Here is a 16,426-nt window from a genome sequence, read left to right as displayed (position 1 = left end):
CCGTCCGTGATCAGCGGCTCGGGGGACAGCCGGATTGCGGTGCTTAGGCCTGTTGCGGGGCCAAGGCTGCGGTTGCCGTATGCACCGCCTCACGCAGGGTCGGGGCCGGGCGTCCGAGGAGTGTTTCCAGGGCATTGCCCCCAACCAGCAATTCACCGCGGGCGATGCCACGATCGCTGTTGGCCGGGATCTCGGCGAAGGCCTCGGGCACGCCGGCACCCATGAACAGGTGAGAGAAGTCCTCCTCGGGAAGATCCTGGTGGTTCACGCTCTTGCCGGTGGCGTCGCTGACCTCCTGGGCAAAATATGTCAGGGAGAAGGATTTGCTGCCACCGGGTTCGTGCACGGTTCCGGTCTGGTCATCGGCCGGCAAAACGGCCGCCGCCGACCAAGGGCCAAAACGTGGGGCCCGGACGAAATGCGTCCGGGTCCCACGGGGTTGTGCAGATGGTAAGGGGCTTACTTGCCTTGCGCCGCGGCGTCCTGTGCGGTGTATTCGGCCAGCACGGCCTTGCCGATCTTGAACGCGGTGTTGGCCGCCGGAATCGAGCAGTAGATGGCGGACTGCAGGAAGACTTCCTTGATCTCGTCCGCGGTCATCCCGTTGCGCAGGGCCGCGTGCACGTGCATTTCCAGTTCTTCCCAGTAGCCGCCGGCGATCAACGCGGTCAGCGTGATGGCGCTGCGGGTGGTGCGCGGCAGCCCGTCGCGGGTCCAGATGGTGCCCCACGCGAAGCGGGTGATCATTTCCTGGAACTCGTCGGTGAAATCGGTGGAGTTCGCGGTGGCGCGGGCAACGTGTTCGGTGCCGAGCACCTGCTTGCGGACCTCGAGGCCGGCGTCGTAGGTGTCGCCGGGCAGACGGGATGAGTCGGTCATGCGATTTTCTCCTGGGAAATGGAAGCGAAGAATTCAACGAGCAGTGCGGCGGTTGCCGCGGGGTCCTCGGCCGGGGCCAGGTGCGCGACGGTGTCGATGACGGCCGCGCGTGCGTTGGGGGCGTGCTCGGCGATGAACTCGGCGTCGGCCGGCGGGCACACCTGGTCATGGGCCCCGGCGATGGCCAGCAGCGGGTCGGCGAGGGATCCGAGCGCCCCGCTGAGGTCGAAACCGCCCAACGCGGCGCAGGCGTGGGCGTAGGAGAAGCGATCGGCGTCCTGCAGGTTGTGCAGCAGGTTGGTGGAGGCGACGGGGTTGGCCTCGATGAAGCCGGGGGCGAACCAGCGTTCGGCCGAACCGGTCATCACCACGGGGGTGCCGGCCTTGGCGACCAGTTCCGCGCGTTCGGCCCAGCCCTCCGGCGTGCCGATCTTGGCCGCGGAGCAGATGACCGAAAGCCCGGCGAAGGTGCCCGGGAAGTCGTGGGCCAGCTGCAGCGCGGTGGCGCCGCCGATCGAGACGCCCGCATAGAAGAGCGTTGAATCCTCCGCGACGATGCCGTCGACGCGCAGCGCATCGATCATCGAGATGACGCCCGCGGCGAGCTCGCCCATGGAGAAGTCCCCGGTGGACGGCGCGGATTCCCCGTGGCCGGGAAGGTCCCAGGCCACGAGCTGGAAATGCTCCGTCAGGTAGGGGACCGCCGGGCCCCAGAGGGCCAGCGATCCGGTGCCCAGCGAGGGGCCCAGGATGAGCGTCGGGCGCTGCGGCGCGGAGTTGAAGAGGGACGGTGTCAGCACGGGGATGCTCATGATTCCTTCCAGGCCGAGAAATCGGCGCAAATGCGGTTGATGATGCTGCCTGTTGCACCCAGGTATTCCAGCGGGTCAAGCAGCGAAGCCAATTGGGTGTCGGAGAAGTCCTCGACGGGAACCGCGGCGCGCAGCAGGGAGCGCAGGGATTCGCCGGTGCCCAGCGAGGAACGCACGAGCGCCTGGACCCGGTCCTTGCCCAGCAGCGGTGCCAGCACCGTGGAGATGCGCTCGGTAACCAGCAGTTCGCCGGAGAGCGCCATGTTCCGGGCCAGCGCGTCCGGGTGGACCTGCAGGCCCTCGGTCAGGGTTGCTGCGTGTGCGGCCGCGCCCCCGGCCAGACGGAGCAGTTCGCGCAGGGCGGCCCACTCGGTGTGCCAGCCGCCGTCGGGGCGTTCGTCCACGGCGGTTCCGGCCGCCAGGAAGAGCGAGGAAACATGCGCGGGTGCGGCGAGTGCGGCGTTGCGCAGCAGCACCGAAAGCACGGGGTTCTGTTTCTGCGGCATGGCCGAGGAACCGCCCTTGCCCTCCTCTCGGGGTTCGGACACCTCGGCGATCTCGGGGCGGGAGGCGGTGAGCACGTCGGCGCCCATGGAACCGAGTGCCGCGACGAGTGCGGCGAGCGTGGAACCGAGTTCCACCACCGGGGTGCGGTTGGTGTGCCAGGGTGCAAGGGGTGCCGTGAGACCCAGTTCCACCGCCAGGTCCGCGGTGAGCGCGTGGATCTTGGCGTCCAGCTCGGTGCCGGTTGCCTGCGGGTCCAGCTCGCCGAGCTTCTGCTTCAGGGAGGCCAGGGTTCCCACGGCGCCGCCCCACTGCAGCGGAAGGGAAACCTGCTCGAGGCTGCGGGCGGAGGCGGTGAGTGCCGAAAGCCAGTTCGCCGCGCGCAGCCCGAAGGTGGTTGGCAGCGCGTGCTGGGTCAGCGAGCGTGCGACGGCCGGGGTCATGGCGTGGTCGGTGGCCAGCCGCGCGAGCGCGGTTCCGGCCCGGCGCGCATCGGCCAGCACCAGCGTGCGGGTGCGGGTGGCCATCAACTGCAGGGCGCTGTCGATCACGTCCTGGCTGGTGGCTCCGCGGTGCAGTGCCGCGGATGCCGAAGCAGGGGCGCCCGCATCGGTGAGTTGCTTGCGCATCATGCCCAGCAACGGGATCAGCGCGTTGGCTCCGTCGGGCCCGCGCTCGGCCAGGGCGGCCAGGTCGTAGAGCTCCACCCGGGCGACGGTGGTGATGGCCGCGGCGTCCTCGGCGGTGCAGAGCCCTGCCTTGGCCTGGACGCGCGCCCAGGCGGCCTCGACGTCCAGCATGGCCTGGGCGAATGCCGCGTCGGAGGCGGTGGTGGCGGCGGGAGTTGCCGCCCAGGCGGGGTTCAGTAGACCGAAGTCGGCCGGTTGCATGGGGTGGGTGTGCCCTTCCGTGGGAGAACCTGTGGGGGAGAAGCGGTTAACCGCCGAGCCCCCGGAGCCACAACCCACGCTACCCTTCGCCCCAACGGGGGGGAGAGAGGTGCGCGCGGGCCGTGGCTCCGGGGTGGTGTTGCTAGGACTCGCGCGGGTAGGCGAGGAAGACGGTCTCGTCCTCGCCCTGCAGCGACACGTCGAAGCGCAATCCGCCGTCTTCCTCGCGGGTGGCGATCAGCGTCCTGCGGCGGTCCTCGGGCAGCGAGGCCAGCAGCGGGTCGGCCGCCAGCGCCGCGGTGTCCTCCGGCAGGTAGATGCGGGTGAACAGGCGGTTGAGCAGGCCGCGGGCGAACACCGTGAGCATGATGAACGGAGCCTTGCCTTCCTCGGGGGCTCCCGGGTTCAGAGTGGTGAACGTGTAGTGCCCGACGTTGTCCACCGCGGTGCGGCCCCAGCCGGTGAAGGTGTAGCCGTCGCGGACCAGCGAGCCGTCCTTGGAGACCACGTTGCCGGCCTCGTCGGCCTGCCAGATTTCCAGCAGCGCGTCGGGGATGACGGTGCCGTTGCCGTCGGTGACGACTCCGTGCAGGCGTATGGACCCGGCGCGGGCCTGGTTGACCAGCTCGTTGTCCTTCTCGAAGGGCAGTGCGTAGCCGTAGAACGGGCCGATGGTCTGCCCCGGGGTGGGGGTGAGCTTCAGCGCCGGGGCCGCGGTGTTCGCCGCGACGGCGTTGGATGTCGCAGTCATTAGTGGTCTCCCTCTTCGTCTTCCATCCAGGTGCGGTTGGATCCGGTGAGCACGATGTCCCAGTTGTAGCCGGTGGCCCATTCGTGGCTGGTGATCGAGTGGTCGTAGGTGGCGACCAGGCGGTCGCGGGCTTCCTTGTCCGTGATGGCCTGGTAGATCGGGTCCAGGGAGAACAGCGGGTCGCCCGGGAAGTACATCTGGGTGATCATGCGCTGGGTGAAGTCGGTGCCGAAGAGCGAGAAATGGATGTGCGCCGGGCGCCACGCGTTGTGGTGGTTCTTCCACGGGTAGGGTGCCGGCTTGATGGTGGTGAACTTGTACTCGCCGTTGGGCCCGGTGATCGCCCGGCCCACGCCGGTGAAGTTCGGGTCGATCGGGGCGGGGTGCTGGTCGCGCTTGTGGATGTAGCGTCCGGCGGCGTTGGCCTGCCAGATCTCGACCAGCTGGCCGGCCACGGGGCGGCCGTCGCCGTCGAGCACGCGCCCCTGGACCACGATGCGCTCGCCGATCGGCTCGCCGTTGTGCTGGATGGTCAGGTCCGATTCCAGGGCGTGCACGTCGCGCTCGCCGAAGGCTGGGGAGTGCAGCTCGATGGTCTCGGGGTCCACGTGGTGCAGGTTCTTGGTGGGGTGGCGCAGCAGGGACGAGCGGTACGGCGCGAAGTCGATGCGCGGCTGCGTCTCGGCCTTGGCCCCGTCGACGACCGACTGGCGGTAGGCGGCGTGGATGTCGGTGATTTCCGCGGAAATCGCTTCCTGCGACAGCGCGGTGGCTGCGGGGTCCAGCACGTGCGAATCGTTGAAGGACTCGTTCAGGGTGGTTTCGGTGCTCACGTCGTGCTCCTTTCGGTGTGGCATGCGGGTTAAGTGGGGGGCAGAAACGGGGGCCTAGCCGTGCGGCCAGCCGGTGTAGGACTCGGCCAGGTACTGCTGGCCGAAGCGCGAGGACGTGACGGTCTCCAGTTCGCCCAGCGCGCGCTTGGCCATGAACGGGTCCCCGCCGACCGGGGTGTGCAGCATGGAGGTCATCCAGTAGGAGAAGTTCTGTGCCTTCCACACGCGCTTCAGCGCCTTGTCCGAGTAGCCGTGCAGCAGCGTGTCGTTCCTGGTTGCGTAGAAGGAGTCCAGCGCCTCGAACAGCACCTTGACGTCGGCGAATGCCAGGTTCAGGCCCTTGGCGCCGGTCGGCGGGACCGTGTGCCCGGCGTCTCCGATCAGGAAGAGTCGGCCGTGGGAGAGCGGTTCGCGCACGAACGAGCGGAACTTCAAGACTGTTTTGTCGAAGATCGGCCCGGTCTTCAGCTGGAAGTTGTCCGGTCCGTCGACGCGGCGCTGCAGCTCGGTCCAGATGCGGTCCTCGCTCCAGTCGTCGGTGTTTTCGTTCGGGTCGCACTGGAAGTACATGCGCTGCACGGTCTCGGAGCGCTGGGAGACCAGAGCGAAGCCGTGCGGGGAGTTCGCGTAGATGAGTTCGGGGGAGGACTTGGGCGCCTCGGTGAGGATGCCGAACCAGGCGAACGGGTACTCGATCTTGAAGTCCCGGCGGTTGGTCTCCGGGATCTGCCGGCGGCAGAAGGAACGCGAGCCGTCGGCGCCGACCAGCACGTCGCAGTGCACCTCGAACTCGGCGCCCTCGGCGTCGGTGAAGCGGAACTTCGGGGTATCGGTCTCCAGGTCCAGCAGCTCGGTGACCTCTGCGGAGAAGCGCACGTCGCCGCCGTCGAGTTCGCGGGCCGCGGCGAGGTCGACGAAGACCTCGTTCTGCGCGTAGAGGGTGACGGTGGCGTCCACGAGCTCGGTGAAGTCCAGCGGGTGCGATTCGCCGTTGAAGCGCAGGTCGATCCCGGCATGCTCGTCACCGTGGGTGAGCACGCGTCCGTTGACGCCCGATTCGACGAGCATCTTCACGGCCTGGGCCTCGAGGATGCCCGCTCGGTGGGTGTTGCGGATCGTCTCGTGGTCGCGCATTTCCACGACGAGGTTCTCGATCCCGGTCTTGGCGAGCAGGTGCGAGAGCATCAGGCCGGCGGGTCCGCCGCCGACGATGCCGACCTGGGTCTTGATGATGGTGCGGGTAGCGGTCATGGCTGGCCGTTCCTTCGTGCTGGGCAGGAATACTGGAAGTCTTGGACCAGTCTGTGGTGCCCGCCACCCCGAATGCATGTCGATTCTCATTGAATGAGAAGTTCGAGCTATCTGCCGACAGGGCTCGTTGCGCAGGGCTGGTCAAACCTCTCGGTCGGAGCCCGCTCCCCGTTGCCAGCCCTTTGGAATCAGCACCTCGCCCTCGAGCCCGTCCGGATCCCGGAAGAACACGCTGAGCACGGGGCCGAAGTCGTTCACCGCGCCGTCGCTGGCGCCGGACTCGACGAGCCTGGCGCGGATGGTTTCGAATGCGTCGGTCGAAGCAGCGGCGAGGCCGAAGTGGTCGAGGCGGCCGCGACCCCACATCGGGGTCTGCCGGTCCGTTTCGGTGTTGCCTTCGATTGCGAATACGTTGAGTTCCGTCGACGGCCCGATCTTGATGTTTGTCATGGTTTCGCCGGGGCCGTGGCCCCGGGTGGGGCCGACCTCTGCGTCAAACACCGTCCGGTAGAACTCGCCTAATTTCGCGACGTCTTTCGAGATCAGTGCAATGTGGTTGATGCCGTCCAGCAACATTGAAGTGCATCCCTTCGTCGGTGAAGAGCCGGGTGTTCCACGGCCATTCAGCCGCATGGGCCGCCCGAATTCAAGGCCGATGCGATGCCTTTTCGCCCGCGCCCGGGGTTGCCGTGCCTACTGGTTGAGCTTGTCGATCAACTTCAGCCCGCGGTTGGCCCAGGCGACTTCGGCCTCCGCCTGGGCGATCAGCCCTTCGTAGGTGAACCGCTTGTAGGCGACGGTTTTTTCCCTGTCCACTTCCGGGGTGTGGGCCAGTCGTCGGGTCAGCATGGGGCTGGTGCCCTCGTCGATTTCCCTGACCTTTTCATGCCACTGTTCCAGCAGCCCGCTGTGGTGCTTGATGTGGGCGCGCATCTGTTCGCGCGCGGCCTCCGGTTCCGCCCATTCGAGGTATGCGGCCTTGAGGTGTGCGGGCTCGCGAATGCGGGCGTATTCCAGGGTGGTGTTCATCCAGTTCTGGAAGGCCAGGAGGCCGGCCGCGGTCACGTGGTACTGGCGCTTTTTCCCGCGCGGGCCCCAGGGGATTTCCTCGCCCTCGAGCAGGCCCTCGGCCTCCATGCGCCGCAATTCAGGGTAGATCTGCGAGTCGGGGGCGTGCCACACGTGCCCCACCGACGTTTCGAATTCCTTGAACAAGTCGTACCCCGTCATGGGCTCGACGTTCAGCAGTGCGAGCAGGGCGTAGCGGAGACTCATTGGCGACTTTCTTTCAAAACGTGTTGCCAATCACTATATCCGTAGTTACTCTGGAGCAACGCAACTCACTATGTCGATAGGTAGTTGAGCGGTTGCTCGACACATGCCTTTCGCCTGGTCCACCGTCCCCATGCGATGTTGCCTCGGGGCGGGCGCAACAGCCCCGGAAGGAAAGCCATGACTGTCGTTTCATCCACCAGTTCCACGACCAACAAGGTCCTGCCACATCCGCTGAACGCCTGGTACGTCGCCGCCTGGGACCACGAGGTCACCCGCAAGCCGATGTCCCGCCGCATCGCCAACCGCCCGGTGGCCATGTACCGCACCGAGGACGGCAGGGCCGTCGCGCTGGCCGACGCCTGCTGGCACCGGTTGGCGCCGCTTTCCATGGGCAAGACCATGGAAAAAGACACCATCCAGTGCCCGTACCACGGCATCGTCTACAACTTCGCGGGACGCTGCGTCTCCATGCCCGCCCAGGAAACCATCAACCCCAGTGCCACGGTTCCGTCCTTCCCGGTCGTCGAGCGCTACCGCTACCTCTGGATCTGGATGGGCGACCCGACGCTGGCCGACCCGGACCTGATTCCGGACATGCACCAGATGAGCTCCGAGCAGTGGGCAGGCGACGGGCTGACCATCCATGCCGCCTGCAACTTCCAGCTGGTCCTGGACAACCTGATGGACCTGACCCACGAGGAATTCGTCCACTCCTCCACGATCGGCCAGGAGGAGCTCAGCGAGTCCGACTTCGTCACGGTCCGGACGGGCAACAAGGTGACTGTCACCCGCTGGATGCTCAACATCGACGCCCCGCCGTTCTGGCTGAAGAACATGCGCGACAAGTTCCCCGGCTTCGAGGGCAAGGTCGACCGCTGGCAGATCATCAACTTCGAGGCGCCCGGCACCATCAACATCGACGTGGGCGTGGCCAAGGCCGGCACCGGCGCCCCGGAGGGCGACCGCAGCCAGGGCGTCAACGGGTTTGTCATGAACACCGTCACCCCGGAGACCGACCGCTCCAGCCACTACTTCTGGGCCTTCATGCGCAACTACTGCCTGGACAGCCAGCTGATCACCACCCAGCTGCGCGACGGCGTGCACGGCGTGTTCGGCGAGGACGAGGAAATGCTCATGGCCCAGCAGGCAGCCATCGACGCCAACCCGGACTACGAGTTCTACAACCTCAATATCGACTCCGGCGGCATGTGGGTGCGCCGCATCCTCGAGGGCATGCTCGCCGCCGAAGGCCGTCTGGCCGTCTCCGCCTAGCGCGGCGGAACCGATCCCGAAAGGCTGAACAGCTCTCATGGCAGCAACAAACATCGAAGTCTGGCAATCGGCAACCGTCATCGAGACGGTGGCCGTGGCCGATGGCATCCTGCGCATCGTCCTGCAGCCGTCCCTGCCCAAGCAGGCCGAGCCCGGGGCTCACATCGACCTGAAGGTCTCCATCGGCGGCGAGGAAGCCAAGCGCTCGTACTCCGTGGTGGAATCCAACGACGACGGCACGCGCCTGGTCATCAGCGTGATGCGGGCACCGCTGTCCAGGGGCGGATCGATCTTCATGCACCGGCTGGTTCCGGGGCAGCGACTGGAAATCACCCAGCCGCTGCAGAACTTCCCGCTGCGTGTCGGCGCGCAACGCTACATCCTGCTGGCCGGCGGCATCGGCATCACCGCCATCGCCAACATGGCCGCGGTGCTCAAGCGGCTCAAGGCCGACTACACGCTGGTGTACGTGGGGCGCAGCCGCGAGGCCATGGCCTACCTGGGCCAGCTGACCGACCTGCACGGGGACAGGCTTCGGGTCCACGTCGACGCCGAGGGCACCTCGTTGAAGGTTCCCGAGCTGGTGGGGCTCGCGGACGCCGACACCGAGCTGTACATGTGCGGGCCCATCCGGCTGATGGATGCGGTGCGGCGCAACTGGGTGGAGCGCGAGCTTGATGCGCCGAACCTGCGCTACGAGACCTTCGGCAACAGCGGCTGGTACGACCCGGAGGAATTTATCGTCAGGGTGCCGAAGCTCGACTTGGAGGTCGCCGTCCCGCAGGGCCGCTCCATGCTCGAGGCGCTCGAGGACGCGGGGGCGGAGATGATGTTCGACTGCCGCAAGGGCGAGTGCGGGCTGTGCGAGGTGCGCATCCTTGACCTCCAGGGCGCCATCGACCACCGCGATGTGTTCTATTCCGAACGCCAGCAACGGCTCTCAACCAAGATGAACTGCTGCGTCTCGCGCGCGGTCACTTCAGTCACCGGAGCCAGGATCGACGCGGGCGTGGGCCCGGCAATCATCACCATCGAACCCAACTAAACAAACCTCACTAAGCAACCTCACTAAGCAACCTCGCTAAGCAACCTCGCTAAGCAACCTCGCTAAACAATCTCGCGGTATCCCTCGCGTCCGGCCGACGAAGCCGTCCGTGCGTGATTTGTCGCGCCCAAAAAGTGCAAGGAGTTTCGCCCGCATGAACATCAGAGAACGCATAGACGCCTCACCCATGTCGGCCTTCCAATGGGTGGTCGTCGGGGTCTGCACCTTCCTCAACGCCTTGGACGGGTTCGACGTTTTGGCCATGGCCTTCACCGCCAACCGAGTATCGACCGAGTTCGGGCTCAGTGGATCCCAGCTGGGAGTGTTGCTCAGCGCCGGCCTCTTCGGCATGGCGGCAGGTTCGCTGGTCCTTGCACCTTTTGCCGACGTCTTCGGTCGCCGGCCGATGTTGCTTTTCACCACGGGGCTCGCTGCAGCGGGCATGTTCCTCTCCGCCACCGCACACTCCGTGCTGGAACTCGGGTTGTGGCGCGTGGTCACGGGTCTTGGGGTGGGCGGCATCCTGGCCTGCACCAACGTCATCACCAGCGAGTACGCCAACAAGCGCTGGCGCGGCATGGCCGTGAGCATCTACACCGCCGGCTACGGCGTGGGCGCCACCCTCGGCGGCATGGCCGCGGTTTCCCTGCAGGCGTCCTACGGTTGGCGTTCGGTCTTCGTGTTTGGCGGCATTGTCAGCACCGTTGCGCTGCTCCTGCTGCTGGCCATCGTGCCCGAATCCGTGGACTTCCTCGTGAGCAAGAGGCCTGCGCGGGCCGAGGCCAGGCTCGCCGCCCTGGTGGGCAAGCTGCGGTTGGACCAGGACACGGTGCTTCTGCCTGAGTCCGCGGTGGGCGGGTCGGCCGGTGCGGCCAAGGACCGGCAGCTGGCCGCGCTGTTCGCTCCGGAGAACCGTCGATCCACGGCCCTGATCTGGATTGCTTTTTTCGCCACCATGTTCGGCTTCTACTTCGTCAACAGCTGGACACCTAAGCTGCTGGTGACGGCCGGCATGACCGAAAGCCAAGGCGTGGTCGGCGGGCTCATGCTGACCTTGGGCGGAACCTTCGGTTCACTGCTCTTTGGCGCACTGACCACCAAATGGGAGGCGCGCAAGGTGCTTGTGGTGTTCAGCGTGCTTTCCTCGGTCACCATGGTGCTGTTCATTTCCGTCGCGGGAATCCTGGCCCTCGCCTTTGCCATGGGAATCGTGGTGGGCATGCTCATCAACGGCTGCATCGCCGGTCTCTACACGCTGGCGCCAGCCTCCTATGCCCCGCAAAACCGTGGCACCGGCGTTGGATGGGCGATTGGCGTTGGACGCTTCGGCGCGATCCTGGCACCGTTGGCGGCGGGCGCCCTTCTGGATGCCGCATGGACCGCCGGGCAGCTGTACCTTGGCGTGGGCATCGTGGTGTTGGTCGCGGCCGCGGCCGTCGCCTTCATGCGCCCGTCCAAGGGAAACCTCCTCGGCGAGGCCGCCGAAAACGGTGTTCTTGAGGGCGCGGCTGCCGACAATTAGCCGGCTTCCCGGGCAGGTTTTGCGTCAGGCGCCGAGCGCGCGGGAAATCCCGCGCGCCGCGGTGCGCAGCGCCATGATCGCCGCCGGCAGGATCTCCGCGTCGCGGGGAACGACCACCGCCAACACCGCAAGTGCATGGCCTCGCTGGTCAAGGATCGGAACGGCCGCGCCGGTCGATTCGGTGTCGATGAATCCGTCGAGCGTCGCGTAGCCGTTGCGGCGGATCTCGGCCAATTCCCTGCGCAGCTGCGGGTGAGTGGCAAGCATGGTCTCGGCATGCCGCTCGAGGTATCCCTCGAGCGCCGGAGCGGGCGAAAATGCCAGCAGGGCCAGGCCCATGGAGGTTCGGTGCACGGGCATGCGGCCGGCGACGTTGGCCTGGTTGACCACCGCGCCCGGACGCGACAGCCGCTCGATCACCAGGACCTCGTCCTCGTGCAGCAATGCCAGCTGGGTGTTGTGTCCCACCAGCTGGTTCACGTCCTCCATGAAGGGCAGCGCCGCCCGGCGCAGGTCGAGGGTCGGCGCGCTGCGGTTGGCCAGTTCCCACAGCCGCACGCCCAACCGAACCTGCCGGTCCGCGTCGCGGGCCAGCAGCCCGTGCGCCACAAGATCGTCAACGAGCCGGTAGGTGGTGGCCGGCGGGACATCGGCACGGTGCGAGAGTGCGTTGACGGTCAGTGTCGGGTTGCGGGTGTCGAAGGAGTCGAGGATCCGCACGAGGCGATCGAGCATCGAGTCCCCGCTCGGGGAATTGGCCATGGATCCACTGTATGGCAACCCGAACCGCCGTCGGGGAGCGGAGATGCAAGCAGAAGACTGGTCGGCAGCATCTTCCCGGATCCCGCCCGCGGGTGGGCGTTTTGGGCGGTGCTGCGGTCAGCGCTTCGGGATGCTCCGGGCGGTCGAACCGGCGCGGGCACGGTGCCGCCTGACCGCCGCGCGGTTTGCACAGCGCACCGAGCAATAGCGTTGCCGGCCGTTGCGGGTCACGTCCACCACCACGGCCTGGCAGGGATCCCCGGGTTCCTCACCGGCGGCGCAGCGGCCCAGCCTGTGCATTCCCCGGGTGGTCAGGTGCAGGGCGGTTCCGACACTGAAGATCGCTCGAAAGACGTGCGGCATCCCCTGGTTCGTGTCGCGGTAATGCAGGTGCCAGCCCTCGTCGTCGTGGTTGACGAGCCGGGGGTAGGCTGCCGCGGCGGCCATTTGCTGGTTGAGTATCGCCGCGCGTTCCCGCGGATCCTGGGCATCGACGACGCGCAGCCAGTCATCGACGACCTGGCGCGTCAATGCGTGGTCCTCGGGGGTCGGGATGAAGTCCATGGTCATCCCGAAGGTGCGGGCCCGTTCCTCGATGCCGTCCCTGTCGCGGGGCATGTCGTTGGCCAGCGATGCCGCGAGAAGCACGGCGTATTCTCCGTAAGGGTTGAGATGCATAAGGCCATTACAGCAGAGTGGTTTGCATGATGCATATAGCCACAAACGATGACGTCCTGGCCGACCGTGAACTCCTGGTTCACGAGCATGCTTGGGTGGTCGAATCCGCGCACAATACGTCCGAGGGGCGGGTGCTGTACGTGCGCTGCGCGGAAAATTGCGGTGCCCGCCGCATCGATATCCAGGGGTCGGTCGAGGTGCCACCGGCCGACGTGAGTGTCATTCTGGGCCGATCGTCAGGTGCCTGAAGGGGCTCGGTGACCGGGCGCCGGTCTCGGTGAACCGCGAAACGGTTGGCGGCAAACCCTTGAAGGGCACGCGCCACTGCTGATAAAGTTCATTCAGTGAACGAAGGTTCACAATGCGAACATAATAAGCAGAAAGCCAGGTTCCGGACCATGCAGCAGGCGTATCTCTACGACGCAATCCGCACGCCCTTCGGCAAGATCGGCGGAAGCCTTTCCGCGCACCGCCCCGACGACCTGGCCGCACACGTGGTCCGCGAGCTCGTGGCCCGCGCCCCGCATCTCGACCCGGCCTCCATTGACGAATCGATCTTCGGCAACGCCAACGGCGCGGGCGAGGAAAACCGCAACGTGGCCCGCATGGCCACCCTGCTTGCGGGCCTGCCAACCTCGCTGCCCGGCACCACCATGAACCGCCTCTGCGGCTCCTCGCTGGATGCCGCCATCGCCGCCTCCCGCCAGGTCAACACGCAGGACGCGGACCTGGTGCTGGTCGGCGGCGTCGAGTCCATGAGCCGCGCCCCGTGGGTGCTGCCCAAGACCGACCGCCCCTTCCCGATGGCCAACCTCGAACTGGCAAACACCACCCTGGGCTGGCGCCTGGTCAACCCGGCCATGCCCGGCGAATGGACCGTTTCCCTCGGCGAGGCCACCGAGCAGCTGCGCGAGAAGTATGACGTCAGCCGCGAGGACCAGGACGAGTTCGCGGCGCTCTCGCACCGGCTGGCGGCGGCCGCCTGGGCCGAGGGCAAGTACGAGAACCTTGTGGTCTCCGTGCCCCCGGCCGGCAAGCGCGGCAGCGAGGTCACCATGGACGAGACCATCCGTCCCGATTCCACGGCCGAGGCGCTGGCCGGGCTGCGCACCGTCTTCCGCGACGCGGCGACCGGAACCGTCACCGCGGGCAACGCTTCCCCGATGTCTGACGGCGCTTCCGCCGCCTTCATCGGCTCGGAGCGCGGCGGTCAGCTGCTGGGTGCGGCACCGCTGGCGCGCATCGCCGGCCGCGCCTCGTCCGCGCTGGACCCGCAGTACTTCGGCTTCGCCCCTGTCGAGGCCGCCAACAAGGCGCTGGCCAAGGCCGGCATCACCTGGTCGGACGTGGCTGCGGTGGAACTCAACGAGGCCTTCGCCGCGCAGTCGCTGGCCTGCATCCGGGCCTGGGACATAGACCCGGCCATCGTCAATGCCTGGGGCGGCGCGATCTCGATCGGCCACCCGCTGGGCGCCTCCGGTCTGCGCATCCTGGGCACGCTGGCCCGCCGACTGCAGGAAACCAGCCAGCGCTGGGGCGTCGCGGCGATCTGCATCGGCGTGGGCCAAGGCCTGGCCGTCGTGCTGGAAAACCCCAACGCCACTTCATAAGTGGATGGGGGATTTGAACCCCCGAGGGCGCACGCCCTAAGAAAAAGATTTCAGGAACCGAGGAGAGAACCACCATGGCACCACGCATCGCCGCCACGGCCGCAGAGGCAGTGGCCAACATCCACGACGGCGCAACCGTCCTGATCGGCGGGTTCGGCAATGCCGGCCAGCCGATGGAACTCATTGACGCATTGCTGGCCCACGGCGCCACCGACCTGACGGTCGTGAACAACAACGCCGGCCAGGCCGACGCCGGCCTTGCGCTGCTGATCAAGGAACGCCGCGTCAAGAAGGTCATCTGCTCCTTCCCGCGCCAGTCCGATTCCTGGCACTTCGATGAGGCCTACCGCGCCGGTGAGATCGAGCTGGAGCTGGTCCCGCAGGGCAACCTGGCCGAGCGCATCCGCGCCGCGGGCGCCGGTATCGGCGGCTTCTTCACGCCCACCGGCTACGGCACGCTGCTGGCCGAGGGCAAGGAAACCCGCATGATCGACGGCAAGGGCTACGTCCTGGAGAGCCCGATCCATGCCGACGTTGCGCTCATCAAGGCCCTGCGCGCGGACACCCGCGGCAACCTGGTCTACCGCAAGACCGCCCGCAACTTCGGCCCCATCATGGCCGCGGCGGCCACGCAGTCGATTGTGCAGGTCGACGAGATCGTTCCCGTCGGCGGCATCGACCCGGAGGTCGTGGTGACCCCGGGCATCTACGTCAACACCCTCGTAGCACTCGGAGGCAACAACTAATGAGCACCGATACATCCACCTTCACCACCACCGAAGCACCGCTGACCCGCGACGAACTCGCCGCGATGGTCGCCGCGGACATCCCCGTCGGGGCGTTCGTGAACCTGGGCATCGGCCAGCCCACCAACGTCTCGAACTTCCTGGACGCGGAGCAGGACGTCACCCTGCACACCGAAAACGGCATGCTCGGCATGGGCCCGGTCGCCACGGGTGACGACATCGACGGCGACCTGATCAACGCCGGCAAGATCCCGGTCACCGAACTGCCCGGCGCCAGCTACTTCCACCACGCCGACTCCTTCGCGATGATGCGCGGCGGGCACCTCGATGTCTGCGTGCTCGGCGCGTTCCAGGTCTCGGGCTCCGGCGACCTGGCCAACTGGCACACCGGTGCCCCCGGCGCGATCCCCGCAGTCGGCGGCGCCATGGACCTGGCCATCGGCGCAAAGTCCACCTGGGTCATGATGTCCTTGTTCACCAAGGACGGCGCATCCAAGCTGGTCGAGGCCCTCTCCTACCCGGTGACCGGGCTGGGCTGCGTCTCGCGCATCTACACCGAGTCGGCGATCTTCGAGCTGCAGGATTCGACGGTGACGGTGCGTTCCACCCACGGGATCTCCTTCGAGGAGCTCGCCGATCGACTGCCGGTCGACCTGGTGCGCGGCGCCTAGCCGGTAAGTTTGAAAGAATGGGGGCAGTCAACACGCTGTCCCCGTTCTTTGCCTTCCCCGCCGAAGCGCTGCGGGGGCCTTCACGATTGAGCACACAGGAGCCGCACGCCATGAGCCAGGACGCAGGAACCACCGCCGTGGGCGGATCGACGTCCGTCCAGTCCCTGGCTCGCGGCCTTGAGGTGATCACCTCGTTCGACGCCGAGCACCCCTCGATGACGCTCAGTGAGGTTGCCAAGCGCACCGGCCTGTCGCGGGCCACCGCGCGGCGTTTCCTGCTCACCCTGCAGGAGCTCGGATACGTGCGCGGGGACGGGAAGTTCTTCGAGCTCACCAGCAAGGTCCTGCAGCTGGGCTATTCCTACCTGTCCAGCGCTACGCTGCCGCAGCTCATGGAGCCGGTGCTCGAGGACCTCTCCACCGCGGTGCACGAATCTGCCTCGGCCTCGGTCCTCGACGGGCGCGACATCCTCTACATCGCCCGCGTGCACACCCGCTCGATCATGCGCGTGGGTATCTCGGTGGGCACCCGATTCCCCGCGGCCAACACCTCCATGGGGCGTGTGCTTTTGGCCTTCCAGGCCCCCGGAGTGGTTGACGTTCTGCTGGCTGAAGGAGTGCATTCCGCCACCGGCCTGGGAATCGACAACGTCGCCGACCTGCGTGCGGAGCTGGAGAAGATCCGCACCCAGGGCTATGCGATCGTCGACCAGGAATTGGAGATTGGGCTGCGCTCGGTCGCGGTGCCGGTATTCAATGCCGACGGCAGCATCGCGGCGGCCATGAACGTCTCGATGAGCGTGCGCCAGCGGGCCCCGGTCGGTGCCGAGGAAGCCGCGCAGGCAGTGCTTCCCGCGCTCCAGCGAGCTGCGTGCAAGGTTCAGGAAGCGCTGGCCGCGAGCCGCTGAGGCGCTGTCCGCCAAGA

At 67.0% G+C, this 16,426-nt stretch carries 19 protein-coding genes; 8 read left to right on the top strand and 11 right to left on the bottom strand.

Going from position 1 to position 16,426, the window contains the following annotated elements:
* Positions 1-43: 43 nt before the first annotated feature.
* From ACFY5D_RS10765 to ACFY5D_RS10725, 9 genes are all read right to left on the bottom strand, one after another.
* A complete protein-coding gene (locus ACFY5D_RS10765; RefSeq protein WP_387529009.1) occupies positions 44-346 on the bottom strand; it encodes a hypothetical protein in 303 nt (100 codons plus the stop codon).
* A gap of 113 nt (positions 347-459) precedes the next feature.
* Positions 460-879, bottom strand: a complete 420-nt coding sequence (pcaC, locus tag ACFY5D_RS10760; RefSeq protein ID WP_387529006.1) for a 4-carboxymuconolactone decarboxylase — start codon at positions 877-879, stop codon at positions 460-462.
* A complete protein-coding gene (locus tag ACFY5D_RS10755; RefSeq protein WP_387529003.1) occupies positions 876-1,691 on the bottom strand; it encodes an alpha/beta fold hydrolase in 816 nt (271 codons plus the stop codon). Before ACFY5D_RS10755 ends, pcaC begins: the two co-directional genes overlap by 4 nt.
* Entirely contained in the window at positions 1,688-3,085 is a 1,398-nt protein-coding gene (locus ACFY5D_RS10750) for a lyase family protein (protein WP_387529000.1), read from the bottom strand. The genes ACFY5D_RS10755 and ACFY5D_RS10750 overlap by 4 nt, the downstream gene beginning before the upstream one ends.
* 142 nt (positions 3,086-3,227) lie before the next feature.
* Positions 3,228-3,836, bottom strand: coding sequence for a protocatechuate 3,4-dioxygenase subunit alpha (gene pcaG, locus ACFY5D_RS10745; RefSeq protein WP_387528997.1), 609 nt, complete (start codon positions 3,834-3,836; stop codon positions 3,228-3,230).
* Complete coding sequence (pcaH, locus tag ACFY5D_RS10740; RefSeq protein WP_387528994.1) at positions 3,836-4,669, bottom strand: protocatechuate 3,4-dioxygenase subunit beta; 834 nt, start codon at positions 4,667-4,669, stop codon at positions 3,836-3,838. The genes pcaG and pcaH overlap by 1 nt, the downstream gene beginning before the upstream one ends.
* 54 nt (positions 4,670-4,723) lie before the next feature.
* A complete protein-coding gene (locus ACFY5D_RS10735; RefSeq protein WP_387528991.1) occupies positions 4,724-5,920 on the bottom strand; it encodes a 4-hydroxybenzoate 3-monooxygenase in 1,197 nt (398 codons plus the stop codon).
* A 141-nt stretch (positions 5,921-6,061) separates the two neighbouring features.
* Entirely contained in the window at positions 6,062-6,496 is a 435-nt protein-coding gene (locus tag ACFY5D_RS10730; protein WP_387528988.1) for a VOC family protein, read from the bottom strand.
* A 117-nt stretch (positions 6,497-6,613) separates the two neighbouring features.
* Positions 6,614-7,195, bottom strand: a complete 582-nt coding sequence (locus ACFY5D_RS10725; protein ID WP_387528985.1) for a helix-turn-helix transcriptional regulator — start codon at positions 7,193-7,195, stop codon at positions 6,614-6,616.
* Positions 7,196-7,372: 177 nt separating this feature from the next.
* On the opposite strand from ACFY5D_RS10725, the gene ACFY5D_RS10720 reads away from it, so the two are divergent.
* The 3 genes from ACFY5D_RS10720 to ACFY5D_RS10710 all read left to right on the top strand — a co-directional run bounded on the left by ACFY5D_RS10720 (position 7,373) and on the right by ACFY5D_RS10710 (position 11,034).
* Positions 7,373-8,467, top strand: coding sequence for an aromatic ring-hydroxylating dioxygenase subunit alpha (locus tag ACFY5D_RS10720; protein WP_387528983.1), 1,095 nt, complete (start codon positions 7,373-7,375; stop codon positions 8,465-8,467).
* Between the two features lie 37 nt (positions 8,468-8,504).
* Positions 8,505-9,512: a PDR/VanB family oxidoreductase gene (locus ACFY5D_RS10715; RefSeq protein WP_387528980.1), complete on the top strand. Its 1,008-nt coding sequence runs from the start codon at positions 8,505-8,507 to the stop codon at positions 9,510-9,512.
* Between the two features lie 154 nt (positions 9,513-9,666).
* A complete protein-coding gene (locus ACFY5D_RS10710; protein ID WP_387528979.1) occupies positions 9,667-11,034 on the top strand; it encodes an MFS transporter in 1,368 nt (455 codons plus the stop codon).
* A 24-nt stretch (positions 11,035-11,058) separates the two neighbouring features.
* Here the strand turns inward: ACFY5D_RS10710 and ACFY5D_RS10705 are convergent, their stop codons facing one another.
* Both ACFY5D_RS10705 and ACFY5D_RS10700 read right to left on the bottom strand, forming a co-directional pair.
* A complete protein-coding gene (locus tag ACFY5D_RS10705) occupies positions 11,059-11,796 on the bottom strand; it encodes an IclR family transcriptional regulator (protein WP_387528978.1) in 738 nt (245 codons plus the stop codon).
* 117 nt (positions 11,797-11,913) lie between these two features.
* Positions 11,914-12,474 carry a CGNR zinc finger domain-containing protein gene (locus tag ACFY5D_RS10700; protein WP_387528975.1) on the bottom strand — a complete coding sequence of 187 codons (561 nt, stop codon included), beginning with the start codon at positions 12,472-12,474 and terminating at the stop codon, positions 11,914-11,916.
* Between the two features lie 26 nt (positions 12,475-12,500).
* Between ACFY5D_RS10700 and ACFY5D_RS10695 the strand changes: the two genes are divergently transcribed.
* From ACFY5D_RS10695 to ACFY5D_RS10675, 5 genes are all read left to right on the top strand, one after another.
* Positions 12,501-12,722, top strand: a complete 222-nt coding sequence (locus tag ACFY5D_RS10695) for a hypothetical protein (protein ID WP_387528972.1) — start codon at positions 12,501-12,503, stop codon at positions 12,720-12,722.
* Between the two features lie 150 nt (positions 12,723-12,872).
* The gene (locus ACFY5D_RS10690) at positions 12,873-14,084 is read left to right on the top strand and encodes a thiolase family protein (RefSeq protein ID WP_387528969.1); all 1,212 of its coding nucleotides are present in this window, start codon (positions 12,873-12,875) and stop codon (positions 14,082-14,084) included.
* A 74-nt stretch (positions 14,085-14,158) separates the two neighbouring features.
* Positions 14,159-14,830 carry a 3-oxoacid CoA-transferase subunit A gene (locus tag ACFY5D_RS10685; RefSeq protein ID WP_387528967.1) on the top strand — a complete coding sequence of 224 codons (672 nt, stop codon included), beginning with the start codon at positions 14,159-14,161 and terminating at the stop codon, positions 14,828-14,830.
* A complete protein-coding gene (locus tag ACFY5D_RS10680) occupies positions 14,830-15,501 on the top strand; it encodes a 3-oxoacid CoA-transferase subunit B (protein WP_387528965.1) in 672 nt (223 codons plus the stop codon). The genes ACFY5D_RS10685 and ACFY5D_RS10680 overlap by 1 nt, the downstream gene beginning before the upstream one ends.
* Before the next feature lie 110 nt (positions 15,502-15,611).
* Positions 15,612-16,409: an IclR family transcriptional regulator C-terminal domain-containing protein gene (locus ACFY5D_RS10675; protein WP_387528962.1), complete on the top strand. Its 798-nt coding sequence runs from the start codon at positions 15,612-15,614 to the stop codon at positions 16,407-16,409.
* Positions 16,410-16,426: the final 17 nt, after the last annotated feature.

Origin of the sequence: Paeniglutamicibacter sp. NPDC012692, assembly GCF_042901625.1 — a bacterium.
Taxonomy (GTDB): domain Bacteria; phylum Actinomycetota; class Actinomycetes; order Actinomycetales; family Micrococcaceae; genus Paeniglutamicibacter.
The sequence above is the reverse complement of the archived record's forward strand: the minus strand, read 5'-3'. Positions and strand labels throughout refer to the sequence as shown.